We start from the raw sequence: 15,424 nt of genomic DNA on the forward strand, positions 1-15,424 counted from the left end.
ACCTGCACTCGCCCTGACAAGGATTACCGATGAAGCAACCCAGGCTTATCCACCATGGTGCCCGCGAAGGCGTTACCGGCTCCTGCCATCAGCTGTGGATGGACGAAGACAGCAGCGTGCTCATCGACTGCGGACAGTTCCAGGGAGCGGATGCGCCGAACGACGACGAGCTGGCGCTGGACTTCGCCATCGATGGCATCAAGGCCCTGATCATCACCCACGTGCATATCGACCACGTCGGGCGCATTCCCAACCTGCTGGCCGCCGGTTTCGAAGGCCCGATTCTGTGCAGCGAGCCCTCGGCCCGGCTATTGCCGATCGTGCTCGAAGATGCGTTCCGCCTGACCATAAGCCGCGACCAGGCCTATCTCGAGCGGTACCAGAAGATCGTCGAGCAACGCATCATCGCGCTGCCCTATGACCACTGGTTCAGCCTCCACGACACCGACACGGCCGGGTGCAAGGTGCGCCTGCAGCCTGCCGGGCACGTGCTGGGCTCGGCGTACGTGGAGTTCGACTTGCAGACGCCGGCGCGGGACAGCAGACGAATCGTCTTCAGCGGCGATCTCGGCGCGCCCCATTCGCCCATCCTGCCGGACCTGGCGCCACCGGAGCGGGCCGACCTGCTGGTGCTGGAGAGCACCTATGGCGATCGCCGCCACGAAGATCGCACCCACCGGCGCGAGCGCCTGCAAGCCGCGATCGAACGTGCGCTGGCCGACCAGGGCAGCGTGCTCATTCCGTCTTTCAGCATCGGCCGAACCCAGGAACTGCTCTACGAACTGGAGGAGATCCTCTTCGAACATAGCCAGTCCGACGATGACTCCGGCTCGTCGAGCAATGACCCGGTCGACTGGCCCGAGCTGCCCATCATTCTCGACTCACCGCTGGCCAGCCGGTTCACCCGTACCTACAAGGACCTGCAGGTATTCTGGGATGACGACGCGCGACGTCGCCTGGAGGAAGGTCGCAAGCCGCTATCGTTCCGCCAGCTGGTGACCGTGGACAGTCATGACGAGCACCTGCGCGTCGTCGAACACCTGGCCGCCACGGCGCGCCCGGCGATCGTCATCGCAGGCAACGGCATGTGTTCCGGAGGGCGCATCGTCAACTATCTCAAGGCCATGCTGGGTGACCCACGTCACCATGTGCTGTTCGTGGGGTATCAGGGCAAGGGCACGCCGGGCCGGGACATTCAGACTTACGGCCCGGAAGGCGGGTACGTCGACCTCGACGGCGAGCGCATCGACATCCGCGCCAGCATCGATACGGTTGGTGGCTACTCGGCGCACGCGGACCAGGCCGACCTGGTCGGCTTCGTCACCCGGATGAAGCAGTGGCCAGGCGAGATTCGCCTGATTCACGGAGAGCCCCAGGCCAAGCAGCGCCTCGCCGAGCTGCTGCGGGCACGCTATCGCGAGGCCGGCCAGCCAGGCGAGGTAACGATTCCCTGAGCAACGGCCGGGCCGATGGATGTGCCCATAAGCAGCCAATGCGGGTCCACCCGCTCTGAGCCGACAGTTCCAGCTCGGCAGCCCGTGGATTTCGCACTTGCGTATGGAGCAGCTCGAGAGCACTGCGCTCGGTATCGGCCGCTGTCCCGCGGGGCGGCGTAGCGCTGGAGTGCCCCGTCCAGCGCTACGCCGCGATGCGCTGCCGTTTTATATCGCGTCGAATGCCGCCTGCAGCTCGTCCTGCTCCGTTTTCCCGTCTTGCAGAAGCAGCATGAGCAGAATGCGCGCCTTCTGTGGGCTGAGATCCCCTGCCATGACGGCGCCGGCATCTGCGGTGGTTTTGCCACCGCCTTCGAAGCCGTAGTTGGCCATGACCCGACCGTTATGGACGCGCGTCGAGATCACCACGGGGATCTGTTTGCCCAGCGCGTACTTGACGGCCTCGAACATCGGCTGGTTCATGTTGCCCATGCCCAGCGCCTGGACCACGATTCCTTTCGCCCCCTGGTCGACCGCGCTGCGCAGCAAGGCACCATCGGCACCGCCGTACATGGCAACGATCTCGACCTTTGGCATGGCGTCGCTTTTGATCGCGATATGCTGCCGACGCAGCGGCTCCCGCGCGAAGATCACGCGATCGGGATAGACCTCTCCGAGCAACCCGTAATCACCCGACTGAAAGGTCTCCACGTTCGCCGTATGGGTCTTGGTCACGTGACGTGCGGCGTTGATCTGGTTGTTCATGGCCAACAGGACGCCCTTGTCCTTCGCCTGCTCATCGACGGCAATACGCACCGCGTTGAGCAGGTTGCGCGGGCCATCGAAGTCCGACGAGGAGGCGTTGCGCTGTGCGCCGATGACCACGACCGGCTTTTCGGACTCGACAGTCAGGTCAAGCCAGAAAGCGGTTTCCTCCAGCGTATCGGTGCCGTGCGAGACGATGACGCCTGACACCTCCGGGCGCTGCAGCGCAGCGTTGACCGCCTTGGACAGTTCGATCCAGCGCGGCGGATCCATGTAGTCCGAAGGCACGTTCGAAAGGTTGTCGACCTCGATCTTCGCGTATTCGGCCACCTCCGGCACCGTGGCGAGCAGGTCATCACCGGAAATGGCAGGCACGGGCGCCTTCTTGATCGGGTCGATCTTCATGGCGATCGTGCCGCCCGTGGCAATGAACTGGACGGTCGGCTTCTCTTGCGCGTTGGCGCTGCCGATCAGGGCCGCACAAAGCCCGGCCAGCAAAAGTGTTTTTTTCTTCTTCATGTCAGTTCCTTGCCAATCAATTTTTATGGGGCAAGGGAACTGACAGCCGATCGGCCGTTTCGTTGAAGCTGCAGCCAGCAAGCCGAAAGTGGTCGGCGTCCGCTGGTTATGCTCACTGAGCCTCATCGAACAAGGCCATCGCAACCCCGGCTAGCGGAAGCTGCCTGCCATCGGCCTCAACGAGCAGCACGCGTGCCCGCTCGAGCGAGCCCGGTCCAATGCCGCGGAAGCAGCCGACGGCGTGCCCTTCGGGTGCGCAGCGCTAGGGCAGCTGTTGCCGGGCCGATCTGCTTCAGCCTCGGTGGAGTGCCTGCAGAACGAAGTCAGCGCGGTCGGCAACACTGGCCCTTGGGAGTATCCGAACGTCGTATCCGAGGGTTTTGTACGTGGCTTCCAGGTGAGTGTATTCGGCCACGGCCTCAGCGAAACCATGCCGTCGCTGCTCGTCGACACGATAGATGTCCGGCCAGGGCGGGGTCAGAAAGACGAGCCGCCCGTAAGGCTGGAGGTCGCCCAGGGTGTATGACATCGACAGTCCGCAGAGCCGCTGAAGGGCAGCCGCGGCATCTATGAGCCCGAGGTCGAAGAACACCGGCCCGGTGGCCGATGCCACGCGCTCGAGGTCCAGCCTGGCGACGCGCAGCGCCTCGTGGAGGAACGCGGCCATATCTACCCAAGGCAAGCCATCGCCAGCATTTCGACTCTGCTCGGCAATGACCCGCCGGCCGGGTTCCTCGACCACCGCATACCCGCGGCGGCGTAGCGCCTCGAGCAAGGTCGACTTGCCGCCGCCGGAGCACCCGGAGATGACCACCAATTGCTGCACTCGCATCAGCTCATCCTGCTGCGTAGCCCTACCCGACCGCACCGGACACCGCAATGGCCGGCCAGGTGCTCACTTACCATGGCGCGCCGGCCGCAAGCACGCGTTGCCCAGCGAGCCAGGGCGTGCGACCGGCTTCCGGCCCGCTGGCCGACCATCAATCAAACGTCAGCTTCGCCCCCGCATAGATCGTCCGCCCGGGCGCGGGCTCGTAGTAGCGGCCGAAGTTATCGTTGATGCGCAGGTTGTCGTAGTAGTCGCGGTCCAGCAGGTTGTCGATGCCGACATAGGGCTCCCACCGTTGATCACCCCACGCCATTCGCCAGCCCAGGCGGGCGTTGGTGACCGCGTAGCCGGCCACGCGGTCGAGGTTGGCGTTGTCCGCGTACTGGTGGCCGTAGGCGTTGACGTTGACCCGCGCATACCAGTCGTCCCGGTCATAGCTGACCTCGGCGAACAGACTCTGCCGCGGAATCCCCGGGATGCGGTTGCCGTCGTAGCCCTCGAACTGGTCGAAACGGTAGCGGTTGTAGCTCCAGGCCCCGGTCAGTCGCCAGAAACGCCCCACCAGCCAGTCCCCGCTGAGCTCGACGCCGTCGCGACTGGAACGGCCGGCGTTGGTGTAGAAGGTGCGTCCGTCGACTTCCGGGACCAGCTCGTCCTCGATGCGCATGCTGTAGAGCACCGCTTCGTAGCGCAATCCCGGGTGCTCGCCCTTGAAACCAATCTCGCGATTGACCGACTGCGCCGGGCCGAGCGAGGGATTGAAGCCGCCCCCGTTCGGGTTGGCCATTTCGTTGATCGTCGGCGTCTCGAACGAGGTCGCGTAACGCATGTACGCCACATGATGGGCGTCCAGTTGCCGGCTCAGGCCCAGGCTGTAGTTCCAGTCCTCAAGGTTGCGCTCGCCCGAGGCATCATTAGCGTCGCTCAGGTAACGGTCCTTCGCCTCGAGCCGCACGCTGTCATAACGCAACCCAGCGGTGAACAGCCAGGCATCGCCGAGGCTCAGCTGATCCTCGACGAACACACCCCGGCTGTCCGCCGTTTCGCGCTGGCGCTGAGTCAGGGCGCCGGTGATGCCGCCGGGCAGGTTGTCGTTGCGCGAGCGCTCGTCACGCTGGCTTTCCAGGTCCATGCCGACCGTTAACTGATGCGGCAGGCCCGCCAGTTCGCGGTGAAAGGTGCGCTGCGCGCCCAGCCCGGCGAACCAGCGGTCATAGGCGGTCTGGCCGTTGTTCTGCAACGGGAGGCGGTTGCTGAACTCGCGCTGGCCGTAATAGCTGCGCAGCTGGTAGGTATCGTCGCCTGCGGCCTGTCCATCCCAGACCAGCGAGACGCGCTGCTGCTCGACAGTCTCGTCGGAATCGTACTGCAGGCTCTGCGGCCGTGCCTGGGAACGGTCCGCCCGGACCTGATCCAGCGTCAGGCCACCGGGATCTTCGGCGCGGTTGTCGATTGCATGGAGGGTGAGCCCGAGCGTGCCGCCCTCCCCCTGCCAGCGCAGCTTGCCAGTGAGGTGGTTGGTTTCGGCGGTGCCGTGCGTGCGGTAGCCGTCGAGCTGTGTGGCGTTGACGGCGAGCAAGGCACCCAGCGAGCCGGCACTGCCACTGGTTTCCGCACGCATGCGGCGATAGCCCAGTTCGCCGCCGGTCACCTCGACCTGCGTGAACGGCGTGTCGCCCGGTTCTCGCGTCTGGATCGCCAGGACGCCCCCGGCGGCATTCCCGTAGATGGTGGACGACGGGCCGCGAATCACCTCGATGCGCTCGACCAACGCGGTATCCAGCCCATCCATCTCGGTCTGCCCGTCAGGCATGGTCAGCGGCACCCCGTCGACCAGCACCCGCACACCGCGCACGCCAAAACTGGAGCGGGAACCAAAGCCGCGAATGGACAAACGCATGCCCTGCGCCAGGTTGTAGCGACTCTGCGAAAGCGCGCCCGGCACAGGCCCGAGCAGGCTGTCGAGGGTGAGCAACTGCTCACCGGGCTGGTCCTGCGCCGACACGGCGGACACTGCCATGGGCAAGGTAAACCAGTCGGATTCCGCCCGTGGCGAGCTCACCAACAAGGGGTCGAGCGTGAGCGGTTCGCTCGTCTGCGCGAGCAAGGGTCCGGTCGCCAACGAGAGCGATCCGGCAAGAATGAGTCGATACATGGTTGAGCCTTGTTGTTATGGAGTCACGTTGCTGTCGCCGACCTCTGTGAAAAAAGCCTGACCAGAAGAACGCGATTGGGCCGCCTTGGAGCCCAGCGCTCCGGCACACCGGTTTCAAACTACCGAAACGACCTGAAGCGGGGAATCCTCCCTTAGCGTCATCAAGGCAACGCACATGCCAAGCCACTCTTGAGCCACCACCAACTGCGGTTCGCGTATTCGACATGGCCCAACGGCCACCGGTCCTGCTGACGTGGGCACGTCGTTCTTAATCGCTCGGTTCTGCAAGCAGCCTGCGGGAAGCGGGTCAGGAGTCGCCGCGTCCCCGTAGCGACGCGACAGCTGTCGCCGCCGTGAACGGTCAGGTTGCGACACGTCGCTTCAACCTCGACGCCCATGGACCGTGCAACGCCGCGCCATCGCGGGCGTAGCAACCCAATCGCAACGGCCCCACCCCGAATCGAGCCCGCCGTAGCCCTGCGATCGGTCCGCAGTTAGACCCGCGATTAGCGCTGAGCGAGCCATCGTGCCGGCCTATTGACCTCAAGTTCACTTGAAGTCCTAGAGTCGCTCGCGTCGGGCCTGGCAACCGTTGCCTGCCTTCCCTGCTTGTGGATCAGGATCAAAGCGCCGATGTGCGATTTAAATGAGATATTCCTGGATACCGGCGACCTGTCGCCCGCGCCCTCCATTGTCTCGCCGGCCTCCATGCCAGATGGCGGTATGAGGGTCCGCCGGGCGGCGTGTCGCGATCTGCTCGCCTTGTTCGCGATTCACCGGGCGCTGTTCTTGCCGCACATCGCCCGGCTCTGGGGCTGGGATGAACGTTGGCAGCGCGCCAATTTTCTAGAGCAGGTGGCCACGGCCAGCACCTGGGTCGTGGAGGGCGACTCGGGCATCGCCGGCTATCTGCAGTTCGAGGAACAGGCCCGGCGAATCTACCTGCGCAACATCGCACTGGTACCGGCGTACCAACGGCGGGGAGTCGGTACCCGGCTGGTGGAGGCCCTCAAGACGAAGGCGTCAGCACGCCGCATACCCCTGACGCTCAGCGTGTTCAGGACGAACCTGGCAGCCAGGCGGTTCTACGAGCGCCAGGGGTTCACCGCTACGCACGAGGCGCGCACCCATATCGACATGCGCTGGGTGCGCCCCGGCGCAAGCGATCAATGCCCGGGCAGCGGTACTGACCGGGTCGATTCGATGATGACTGTGCATGGATCGCAGTCAGTCGATGGCTGAGACTTCCTGGCTCATGGCTGTCAGTCGAAAGCCCGTCGTTTCCGGTCGACCGCACCCGGAGGAACCCATGCCCTCGGAAACCCTGCTTGCCTTTGTGACCTATGCCTTCGTGACCTCAATCACCCCCGGCCCGAACAACACTATGCTGCTGGCGTCCGGTTTGAACTACGGTTTCGTCCGCAGCTTGCCGCACGTCCTGGGCATCAGTATCGGCTTTGCGGTACTGGTGATGGGCGTGGGCGCGGGCCTGGGGCGCCTCTTCGAGGCCTTCCCTGCGCTGTACGCTCTGCTGCGGATCGTTGGCGCGGCCTACTTGCTATATCTGGCCTGGCAGATCGCGACGGCCGCACCGATGCAGGATGCTTCGGCGCCGGGGCGTCCTTTCGGCTTCTGGAAAGCGGCGGGCTTCCAATGGGTCAATCCCAAGGCCTGGATCATGGCTATCGGAGCCATCACGGCCTATCTGCCGGCCGGTGGCGGCGTGCAGGCGGTCGTGGTGCTCGCGCTGCTCTTTGCCCTCGTCAACGCGCCCAGCGTGGTGGTTTGGGTCACCTTTGGCACCACGCTACGCCGCTGGCTGACCGATACGCGCCATTTACGGCTCTTCAATATCGCGATGGCCTTGCTGCTCGTACTGTCGCTGCACCCACTGCTGCTCGGGTGAAGGCGTATCGGTCGGTTCATGCGGCTGCCTGCCCATGGCGGAACCACCAATCAGCGTCTTTGGATCCGACTCGGGAGGACCAAGCGATGGCCGGGAGAGCGTCCCACAAGGACCCTTTGCTACCGATTGGCGAAATCAGCAAACGCAGCGGAGTTGCCGCCTCGGCCCTGCGCTATTACGAATCGCTCGGCTTGATCAGCTCGTCCCGCCAGGGCACCAGCCGGCGCTATTTCCCGCGTTCGACGCTGCGCCGCGTGGCGTTCATCATCTTTGCCCAGAAGATCGGCTACTCGCTCGAGGCAATCGGTCAACAGCTGGCTTGCCTGCCCACCGACAAGCTGCCGACGAACAGGGATTGGCAGGCGCTATCTCGCGGCTGGAAGCAGCAGGTTGCCCAGCGCATCAGGGAATTGCAGCGACTCGATATGGATCTCGATCACTGCATCGGCTGCGGCTGTCTCTCGCTGCAGCGCTGCAAGCTGGCCAACCCCAACGACTTGGCCGGCAACTATGGGTCCGGCCCTCTGCGATGGCTCGCGGACGAGATGCCCGAGCACGAGTAAAAGCGCATCAATTTCAGTTCCCTATCCGGAGCTACTGATCGACGTCCATGCTGGGCGCGATTTGTTTTGCCCGTCAGAAAGCCACCACCCTCGCCTCGTAACCGTTTCCCTTGCCATTGCCCAGATCCGTTGGGAACTCTGGTGGTAGCCAGCCCCCGCACCCTGTCCCCACTATGGGCAGGACACAGGCTCCAGCGCGGCGTGGTTTCGAACATCCAGGCAAGGGTGGTCAGCGGAACAAGTAGGCACAAGCCGACGTCGAGGTGTAGTCCAGATCCAGCGCGCCCCCGTGACCTTGCCTCCGGCACAGCGCCAGTCCAGGTCCGGAACAGGTGGCGGCTCATGTCGCAGGCGAACCAGGGACCGGTCATCACGTTCTGAAGCGACGCAACCTCTGGCTTCAGCTGATGCGCCAAATCTTCCGCACGGGTTTTCGGCGGGCACAAAAAAAGCTGCCCTTGGCAGCTTCTCTCGTTCCACCCTTTTAAGAAAAGGAGGGACTTGTATGGCGCAGCGGACGGGACTCGAACCCGCGACCCCCGGCGTGACAGGCCGGTATTCTAACCGACTGAACTACCGCTGCGCGTCGGCCGGACTTTCGTCCGTAATTTCGCAAAGGTTGGTGGCTGATGACGGGATCGAACCGCCGACCCCCTGCGTGTGATGCAGGTGCTCTCCCAGCTGAGCTAATCAGCCGTTCGCCTTGCGAGGCGCGCAATTTACTGGCGAGCCACAGGCAAGTCAACACCAGCGTTGGATTTTTTTGCGGAACGCGTGGTCCACCGTCATCACCGTTCAGCCTGTCATCTTCGCCGGGCACTCTTGCCGCTTGCTGCTGTCACTGCTCAGACCGGCGGCGAAACCCGGCGACTCGATTCGATGGATATCAGAACCATAAAAGGCCAAGGAGCAACGCTTGTCTTTGCCTGACGTCTTGCGCAAATACCGGCCCTACTTACCGCTAGCCCTGAGCGCGCTGCTGGTCGCCCTGTTCGCCGTCTACCTGGTCGGCCGTGTGAACGAATGGCTGGCCTTGACCGATACCACCGCCGCCCCCGCTGGCACGCCGCAAGACACCCAGGCCCTGGCGCGCCCCGAGGTAGAACAGCTGCAGCGCGTGTTTGGCTCCCCTGCCCTGCCAGCGGAAGGTGCGTCGACCACCGCTGCGGCCAACCTGACACTGCACGGCAGCTTCGTCAGCGCCGACCCGGCGCGCTCGAGCGCGATCATTCAAATTGACGGGCAACCGCCGCGTCTGCTGTTCACTGGCGATGAGCTCGAGCAGGGCGTCACCCTGCAGCAGGTCAACGCAAACGGCGTGCAGATCATGCGCAACGGGCGAATCGAGCAGCTGATGTTTCCCAAGTCCCGCTCGCCCCTCTATGCGCCAGAGCCCTATTCCGAGCCGCCTGCAAACGCACCTGACCCGGCGGCTGAACAGATGCAGCAGCAGATGGAAGCGCTGCGCCAGCAGCTGGAGCAAGCGATCGACCAGCCGCAAGACACACCCACCAATGACCAGCCTATGGAAGAAGACTGAACGATGCCGCCGCTTCTCTCTCGCCCGCTAATCATGCTGGCCGCCGCCGGCCTGCTCGTCGGCGCTCCGGCGCTGGCCCAGGTTGCCGAGCCCGGCATCGAGCCAAGCCAGACCCAGATGAATGGCTGGACGATCAATCTGAAGGACGCCGACATCCGCGCCTACATCGACCAGATGAGCCAGCTCACCGGGCAGACATTCATCGTCGACCCGCGGGTCAAAGGCCAGGTCACCGTGGTGTCGAACGCGACGCTGGACACCGAAGAGGTGTACCAACTGTTCCTTTCGGTGATGGCCACCCATGGCTACAGCGTCCTGTCGCAGGGCGACGTGACACGCATCGTGCCCAACGCCGAGGCCAAGGCCGAGCCAGGGGGCGGGCCGACCGGCGGCGATCAGCTGGAGACGCAGGTCATCCAGGTGCAGCACACCTCAGCCACCGAGCTCATTCCACTGATCCGTCCTCTGGTGCCCCAGTACGGGCATCTGGCGGCGGTCGGCTCGGCCAACGCACTGATCATTAGCGATCGCAGCGCCAATATCGCACGCGTCCGCGACCTGGTGCGCCAGCTCGATCGCGCCGAGAGCGACGATTACACGGTGTTGAATTTGCGCCACGGCTGGGCAGTGGACATCGCCGAGGTGCTGCGCAACTCGCTGCTGCGCGGTGAAACGAAAACCAGCGCCGGCCTGCAGATCATCGCCGACTCGCGCACCAACCGACTGATCTTCATCGGCCCGGCGCAAGCACGCAGCAAGCTGGCGGCGCTCGCGCAATCGCTCGACTCCCCCGCCACGCGTTCGGCCAATACCCGTGTCATCCGCCTGCGCCACAACGACGCCAAGTCGCTGGCCGAGACCCTGGGCGACATTTCCGAAGGGCTGGCAGCACCCGCCGAGGGGGACAACACCACGACACGCAATCAGCAGATTCTCATTCGAGCCGACGAAAGCCTCAACGCGCTCGTTCTGCTGGCCGATCCGGAACTGGTGGGCACGCTGGAAAGCATCGTCCGGCAGCTCGATGTGCCACGCGCGCAGGTCATGGTCGAAGCCGCCATCGTCGAGGTGTCAGGCGATATCAGCGACGCGCTCGGCGTGCAGTGGGCGGTCGATGCCAGAGGCGGCACCGGTGGCGTCGGGGGGGTCAATTTCGGCAATACCGGTATTTCGATCGGGAGCGTACTCAACGCCATCAACGACAACGAGATCCCGAACAACCTGCCCGATGGCGCGATCATCGGTGTGGGCACGCGCAGCTTCGGCGCCCTCATCACCGCGTTGTCCTCCAACAGCAACAGCAACCTGCTGTCGACGCCGAGCCTGCTGACCCTGGACAACCAGGAGGCGGAGATACTGGTCGGCCAGAACGTGCCCTTCCAGACCGGCAGCTACACCACCGACTCGGCCGGGGCCAACAACCCGTTTACCACCATCGAGCGGCAGGACATCGGTGTGACGCTGAAGGTAACGCCGCACATCAACGAAGGCGCAACGCTACGCCTGCAGATCGAGCAGGAGATCTCCTCGATCGCCCCAAGCGCCACGCTTGCCGCGCAGGCCGTCGACCTGGTCACCAACAAGCGCTCGATCAAGAGCACCATCCTCGCCGAGGATGGCCAGGTCATCGTGCTTGGCGGCCTGATTCAGGACGACGTGACGCGCACGGCGTCGAAGGTTCCGTTGCTCGGCGATATACCGCTGCTTGGCGGGCTGTTCCGCTCGACCGAGGAAACGCGCATCAAGCGCAACCTCATGGTCTTTCTCCGGCCGACGGTGGTGCGCGACCGTGCCGGCCTGGCAGCGCTGTCGGGCAAGAAGTACAGCGACATCCGGGTGATCGAGACCGATGCGGGCTATCCGAGCATCCTGCCGGCCGATCCGACGCGGCTGTTCGACGGCCAGGGCGAACCGGCGCCGGCGATTGATCTGCGCGCCGCGCCGCAATCTTCCGTGCGCCCGGTGGCACCGACGAGCGCACCTGCGACCACCGAGGCGGCCAGTGCCCCGGTGCGTACTGGCTGGGTCGTCCAGGTGGCGCGCGTCAGCAACCGCAATACCGCCGAAGCCCTGCAGGAACGGCTGCGCGCCGAAGGCTATGACGCATTCATTGGGGACGCAGGTGCGATGACGCTGGTCTATGCCGGCCCGCTTGCCGACCGCGATGAGGCCAACCGGTTGCGTGATCGCCTCTCCGCCGAGCAGCGGCTGGATGGCATCGTGGTGCGTATCGGCGACGATTGACGGACCAGACGCACCTGCAACCTGCCGATTCGGCGGGCTGCAGGTGCGTAATGGCAACAGCGGGGCTCAGAGTGCAGCGAGCCCGCGCGCAAGATCCGCCTTGAGATCATCGAGCTCTTCCAGACCGACAGCGACGCGCACAAGGCTATCGCTGATGCCGGCCTTGGCGCGCTCTTCGGGCGCCAGGCGGCCATGGGTGGTCGAAGCCGGGTGGGTGATGGTGGTCTTGCTGTCGCCCAGGTTGGCAGTGATCGAAATCAGCCGGGTAGCGTCGATGAAGCGCCAGGCGCCCTCCTTGCCGCCGCTGACCTCGAAGCTGAGCACAGCGCCAAAGCCCTTCTGTTGGTGCCGCGCCAGCTCATGCTGCGGGTGGCTGGGCAGCCCAGCGTAGTAGACCCGCTGCACACCTGGCTGCTGCTCCAGCCATTCGGCCAGCGCCTGCGCGGAGGCGCAATGCGCCTGCATGCGCAGCCGCAGCGTCTCCAATCCCTTGAGGAACACCCAGGCATTGAACGGGCTGAGAGTCGGCCCGGCGGTGCGCAGAAAGCCGACGACCTCTTTCATCTGCTCGCTTCGCCCAGCGACGACACCACCCAGACAGCGCCCCTGCCCGTCGATGTACTTGGTCGCCGAGTGAATGACGATATCGGCGCCCAGCGCCAGCGGTCGCTGCAGCACCGGCGTGCAGAAGCAGTTGTCCACCGCCAGCAGCGCGCCCCGTTCGTGGCAGAGATCGGCCAGGGCGGCAATATCAACCAGCTCGGCGAGCGGATTGGACGGCGATTCGACGAATACCAGCTTGGTATTGGGCTTGAAGGCGGCTTGCCAAGCGCTGAAATCGGTCAGCGGGACGTAGTCGACCTCTACGCCGAAACGCTTGAAATATTTGTCGAACAGCGAGACGGTGGCGCCAAACACGCTGCGCGATACGAGGATGTGGTCGCCCGCCGAGCACAGACTCATCACCATGGCCAGGATCGCCGACATGCCCGACGCGGTGGCGACGGCCTGCTCGGCTCCCTCAAGCGCCGCCATACGCTCTTCGAAGGTGCGCACTGTCGGGTTGGTGTAACGGGAATAGACATTGCCGGGCAGCTCGCCGGCAAACCGCGCGGCTGCATCGGCCGCGCTGCGGAACACATAGCTGGAGGTCAGAAACAGCGGCTCGCCATGCTCGGCTTCAGGGGTACGGCGCTGACCGGCACGCACCGCCAGCGTATCCTGCCCGACATCCGCCAGGTCGCTGTCCAGGCGCCCGGCTTCCCATTCAATTGTCATGCTCGTTCCTCAGACCCATACGGCGTTCGCGGTTCAGTTGGTGTTGTACAGGTCGATGATGGCGCTGACCGCATTGGTCTTCGCCTTGCTCGCATCGTTTCGCGCCTGTTCGATCTTGTGCAGATAGGCCTCGTCCACGTCGCCCGTCACGTAGTGACCGTCGAAGACGGCGCAATCGAACTGCTCGATCTTGACCTTGCTGCCACCGACCGCATCGATCAGGTCGGGCAGGTCCTGATAGACCAGCCAATCCGCACCGATCAGCTCCGCGACCTCTTCCGTGCTGCGGTTGTGGGCAATCAGCTCATGCGCGCTCGGCATGTCGATGCCGTAAACGTTCGGGTAGCGCACTGCCGGCGCGGCGGAACAGAAGTAGACCTTCTTGGCGCCCGCTTCACGCGCCATCTGGATGATCTGCTTGCAGGTGGTGCCGCGGACGATGGAGTCATCGACCAGCATCACGTTCTTGCCACGGAACTCGAGATCGATGGCGTTGAGCTTCTGGCGCACCGACTTCTTGCGTGCCGCCTGACCCGGCATGATAAAGGTCCGGCCGATGTAGCGGTTCTTGACGAACCCTTCGCGGAATTTCACGCCGAGACGGTTGGCCAGCTCAAGCGCGGCGGTCCGACTGGTATCCGGGATCGGGATGACCACGTCGATGTCGTGCTCGGGACGCTCTCGGAGGATCTTGTCGGCCAGCTTCTCGCCCATGCGCAACCGCGCCTTGTAGACCGAAACACCGTCCATCAGCGAATCCGAACGCGCCAGGTACACGTATTCGAAGATGCACGGCGTGAGCTTCGGATTCTCGGCGCACTGACGGGTGAACAGCCGGCCGTCATTGGTGATGTACACCGCTTCGCCCGGGGCCAGGTCACGGATCAGCGTGAAGCCCAGCACATCGAGCGAAACGCTTTCCGAGGCGATCATGTACTCGACGCCCTCGTCGGTGTGCCGCTGGCCGAAGACGATCGGCCGGATGGCGTTCGGGTCACGGAAGCCGACAATTCCGTAGCCGGTGATCATGGCGACCACGGCATAGCCGCCCCGGCAGCGCTCGTGCACCTTGCTGACAGCGGCGAAAACGTCTTCTTCGGTGGGCTGCAGCTTGCCGCGCACGGCCAGCTCATGAGCGAAGACGTTGAGCAGCACCTCGGAATCGGAGTTGGTGTTCACATGGCGCAGATCCGACTCGTAGATTTCCTTGGTCAGCTGCTCGACATTGGTCAGATTGCCGTTGTGCGCCAGGGTGATCCCGTAAGGCGAGTTCACATAAAAAGGCTGGGCTTCGGCGGAGCTGGAGCTGCCAGCGGTGGGGTAGCGGATATGACCAATCCCCATGTTGCCCACCAACCGTTGCATGTGCCGTTGTTGGAACACGTCTCGAACCAGCCCGTTGTCCTTGCGCAGGAACAGGCGCCCATCGTGGCTGGTCACGATGCCGGCGGCATCCTGGCCGCGATGCTGCAGCACGGTAAGCGCGTCATAGAGCGCCTGATTGACGTTCGACTTACCGACGATGCCGACAATGCCACACATGCAAGGAACCTCTCAGTTTCTACAGGAACCGGAGACGACGTCCGCCGCCCTCTCCGTGATAACTCACTCAACCCGGCGGATTGAGCGACCCGGCCAGCCACTGGCCACTCATGCCAAGGATCAGATTCTTAGACCAGTCAGCGACCAGCAGGAAATGCGGCAGCAGAGTGGATTCGCGCCACCAGAGATCCTCATGGACAGGCGCCAGGCTCACCAGCCCCGCCACCACGACGATAAGCAGGGCTCCGCGTGCCGCACCAAAGACCATGCCGAGAAATCGGTCGGTACCGGACAGCCCGGTTACGCGAATCAGCTCACCGATGAGAAAGTTGACCAGCGCCCCGACCAGCAATGTCGCCACGAACAGAATGGCGCATGCCGCGATGACCCTTGCTGAGGGCGTTGCGATGAATTCCTCCAGATGATGCGAGAGCGCACCGCCGAACATCCAGGCAACGACACCGGCAACGATCCAGGTCAGAAGCGACAAGGCCTCCTTGACGAAGCCCCGCTTCAAGCTAATCAGGCTGGACACCGCAATGACAGCGATGATGCCCCAGTCAACCCAGGTAAGAGCCACGACGCCTTCGAACAGGAGAGATAAAGGCCGCGGAGTTTAGCAGACACCCTCGGAACGAGTAAGCGTCAGG

13 protein-coding genes, 2 tRNA genes and 1 pseudogene are annotated in these 15,424 nt (G+C 64.1%); 8 read left to right on the plus strand and 8 right to left on the minus strand.

From position 1 onward, the window contains the following. The first annotated feature begins 29 nt into the window (after positions 1-29). Positions 30-1,454, plus strand: coding sequence for an MBL fold metallo-hydrolase (locus AC0KXH_RS11190; RefSeq protein ID WP_488223414.1), 1,425 nt, complete (start codon positions 30-32; stop codon positions 1,452-1,454). 207 nt (positions 1,455-1,661) lie between these two features. Here AC0KXH_RS11190 and AC0KXH_RS11195 read toward each other — a convergent pair whose 3' ends face one another. The 3 genes from AC0KXH_RS11195 to AC0KXH_RS11205 all read right to left on the minus strand — a co-directional run bounded on the left by AC0KXH_RS11195 (position 1,662) and on the right by AC0KXH_RS11205 (position 5,566). Then, a complete protein-coding gene (locus AC0KXH_RS11195; RefSeq protein WP_043220690.1) occupies positions 1,662-2,717 on the minus strand; it encodes an asparaginase in 1,056 nt (351 codons plus the stop codon). Positions 2,718-3,009: 292 nt separating this feature from the next. Further along, positions 3,010-3,549 carry an AAA family ATPase gene (locus AC0KXH_RS11200; RefSeq protein WP_488223415.1) on the minus strand — a complete coding sequence of 180 codons (540 nt, stop codon included), beginning with the start codon at positions 3,547-3,549 and terminating at the stop codon, positions 3,010-3,012. A 148-nt stretch (positions 3,550-3,697) separates the two neighbouring features. Continuing rightward, positions 3,698-5,566: a TonB-dependent receptor family protein gene (locus AC0KXH_RS11205; protein WP_488223416.1), complete on the minus strand. Its 1,869-nt coding sequence runs from the start codon at positions 5,564-5,566 to the stop codon at positions 3,698-3,700. Here AC0KXH_RS11205 and AC0KXH_RS11210 point away from each other — a divergent pair. From AC0KXH_RS11210 to soxR, 4 genes are all read left to right on the plus strand, one after another. Beyond that, complete coding sequence (locus AC0KXH_RS11210; protein WP_488223417.1) at positions 5,565-5,762, plus strand: hypothetical protein; 198 nt, start codon at positions 5,565-5,567, stop codon at positions 5,760-5,762. The genes AC0KXH_RS11205 and AC0KXH_RS11210 overlap by 2 nt on opposite strands. Before the next feature lie 572 nt (positions 5,763-6,334). Then, the gene (locus AC0KXH_RS11215; protein ID WP_488223418.1) at positions 6,335-6,943 is read left to right on the plus strand and encodes a GNAT family N-acetyltransferase; all 609 of its coding nucleotides are present in this window, start codon (positions 6,335-6,337) and stop codon (positions 6,941-6,943) included. 67 nt (positions 6,944-7,010) lie between these two features. Next, entirely contained in the window at positions 7,011-7,607 is a 597-nt protein-coding gene (locus AC0KXH_RS11220; protein ID WP_043220691.1) for a LysE family translocator, read from the plus strand. Between the two features lie 86 nt (positions 7,608-7,693). Then, positions 7,694-8,170, plus strand: a complete 477-nt coding sequence (gene soxR, locus AC0KXH_RS11225) for a redox-sensitive transcriptional activator SoxR (protein WP_061338976.1) — start codon at positions 7,694-7,696, stop codon at positions 8,168-8,170. 506 nt (positions 8,171-8,676) lie between these two features. Here the strand turns inward: soxR and AC0KXH_RS11230 are convergent. Both AC0KXH_RS11230 and AC0KXH_RS11235 read right to left on the minus strand, forming a co-directional pair. Beyond that, positions 8,677-8,753: transfer RNA gene (locus AC0KXH_RS11230), tRNA-Asp, on the minus strand. A gap of 37 nt (positions 8,754-8,790) precedes the next feature. Further along, positions 8,791-8,866, minus strand: a tRNA-Val gene (locus tag AC0KXH_RS11235). 220 nt (positions 8,867-9,086) lie between these two features. On the opposite strand from AC0KXH_RS11235, the gene AC0KXH_RS11240 reads away from it, so the two are divergent. The 3 genes and pseudogenes from AC0KXH_RS11240 (at position 9,087) to AC0KXH_RS11250 (ending at position 11,954) form a co-directional block, all read left to right on the plus strand. After that, positions 9,087-9,710 (plus strand): type II secretion system protein N, encoded by a 624-nt coding sequence (locus AC0KXH_RS11240; protein ID WP_076342789.1) that lies wholly within the window; start codon positions 9,087-9,089, stop codon positions 9,708-9,710. Between the two features lie 3 nt (positions 9,711-9,713). Beyond that, positions 9,714-11,645, plus strand: a pseudogene (gspD, locus tag AC0KXH_RS11245) (type II secretion system secretin GspD); the annotation flags it as partial. Between the two features lie 75 nt (positions 11,646-11,720). Then, entirely contained in the window at positions 11,721-11,954 is a 234-nt protein-coding gene (locus AC0KXH_RS11250) for an SPOR domain-containing protein (protein WP_376746296.1), read from the plus strand. A 66-nt stretch (positions 11,955-12,020) separates the two neighbouring features. Here AC0KXH_RS11250 and AC0KXH_RS11255 read toward each other — a convergent pair whose 3' ends face one another. The 3 genes from AC0KXH_RS11255 to AC0KXH_RS11265 form a co-directional block, all read right to left on the minus strand. Further along, positions 12,021-13,232 (minus strand): O-succinylhomoserine sulfhydrylase, encoded by a 1,212-nt coding sequence (locus AC0KXH_RS11255; protein ID WP_488223419.1) that lies wholly within the window; start codon positions 13,230-13,232, stop codon positions 12,021-12,023. A gap of 33 nt (positions 13,233-13,265) precedes the next feature. Continuing rightward, a complete protein-coding gene (purF, locus tag AC0KXH_RS11260) occupies positions 13,266-14,774 on the minus strand; it encodes an amidophosphoribosyltransferase (protein ID WP_041104905.1) in 1,509 nt (502 codons plus the stop codon). A gap of 67 nt (positions 14,775-14,841) precedes the next feature. Continuing rightward, positions 14,842-15,354 carry a CvpA family protein gene (locus tag AC0KXH_RS11265; RefSeq protein ID WP_165563195.1) on the minus strand — a complete coding sequence of 171 codons (513 nt, stop codon included), beginning with the start codon at positions 15,352-15,354 and terminating at the stop codon, positions 14,842-14,844. Positions 15,355-15,424 lie beyond the last annotated feature (70 nt).

This window comes from Stutzerimonas sp. CXK-1, assembly GCF_057738225.1.

Bases quoted from the DNA above. Each gene is read 5' to 3' on its own strand.
- AC0KXH_RS11190 (WP_488223414.1), top strand. From the start codon at position 30: ATGAAGCAACCCAGGCTTATCCACCATGGTGCCCGCGAAGGCGTTACC.
- AC0KXH_RS11195 (WP_043220690.1), bottom strand. From the start codon at position 2,717: ATGAAGAAGAAAAAAACACTTTTGCTGGCCGGGCTTTGTGCGGCCCTG.
- AC0KXH_RS11200 (WP_488223415.1), bottom strand. From the start codon at position 3,549: ATGCGAGTGCAGCAATTGGTGGTCATCTCCGGGTGCTCCGGCGGCGGC.
- AC0KXH_RS11210 (WP_488223417.1), top strand. From the start codon at position 5,565: ATGGGCAAGGTAAACCAGTCGGATTCCGCCCGTGGCGAGCTCACCAAC.
- AC0KXH_RS11205 (WP_488223416.1), bottom strand. From the start codon at position 5,566: ATGGCAGTGTCCGCCGTGTCGGCGCAGGACCAGCCCGGTGAGCAGTTG.
- AC0KXH_RS11215 (WP_488223418.1), top strand. From the start codon at position 6,335: ATGTGCGATTTAAATGAGATATTCCTGGATACCGGCGACCTGTCGCCC.
- AC0KXH_RS11220 (WP_043220691.1), top strand. From the start codon at position 7,011: ATGCCCTCGGAAACCCTGCTTGCCTTTGTGACCTATGCCTTCGTGACC.
- soxR (WP_061338976.1), top strand. From the start codon at position 7,694: ATGGCCGGGAGAGCGTCCCACAAGGACCCTTTGCTACCGATTGGCGAA.
- AC0KXH_RS11255 (WP_488223419.1), bottom strand. From the start codon at position 13,232: ATGACAATTGAATGGGAAGCCGGGCGCCTGGACAGCGACCTGGCGGAT.
- purF (WP_041104905.1), bottom strand. From the start codon at position 14,774: ATGTGTGGCATTGTCGGCATCGTCGGTAAGTCGAACGTCAATCAGGCG.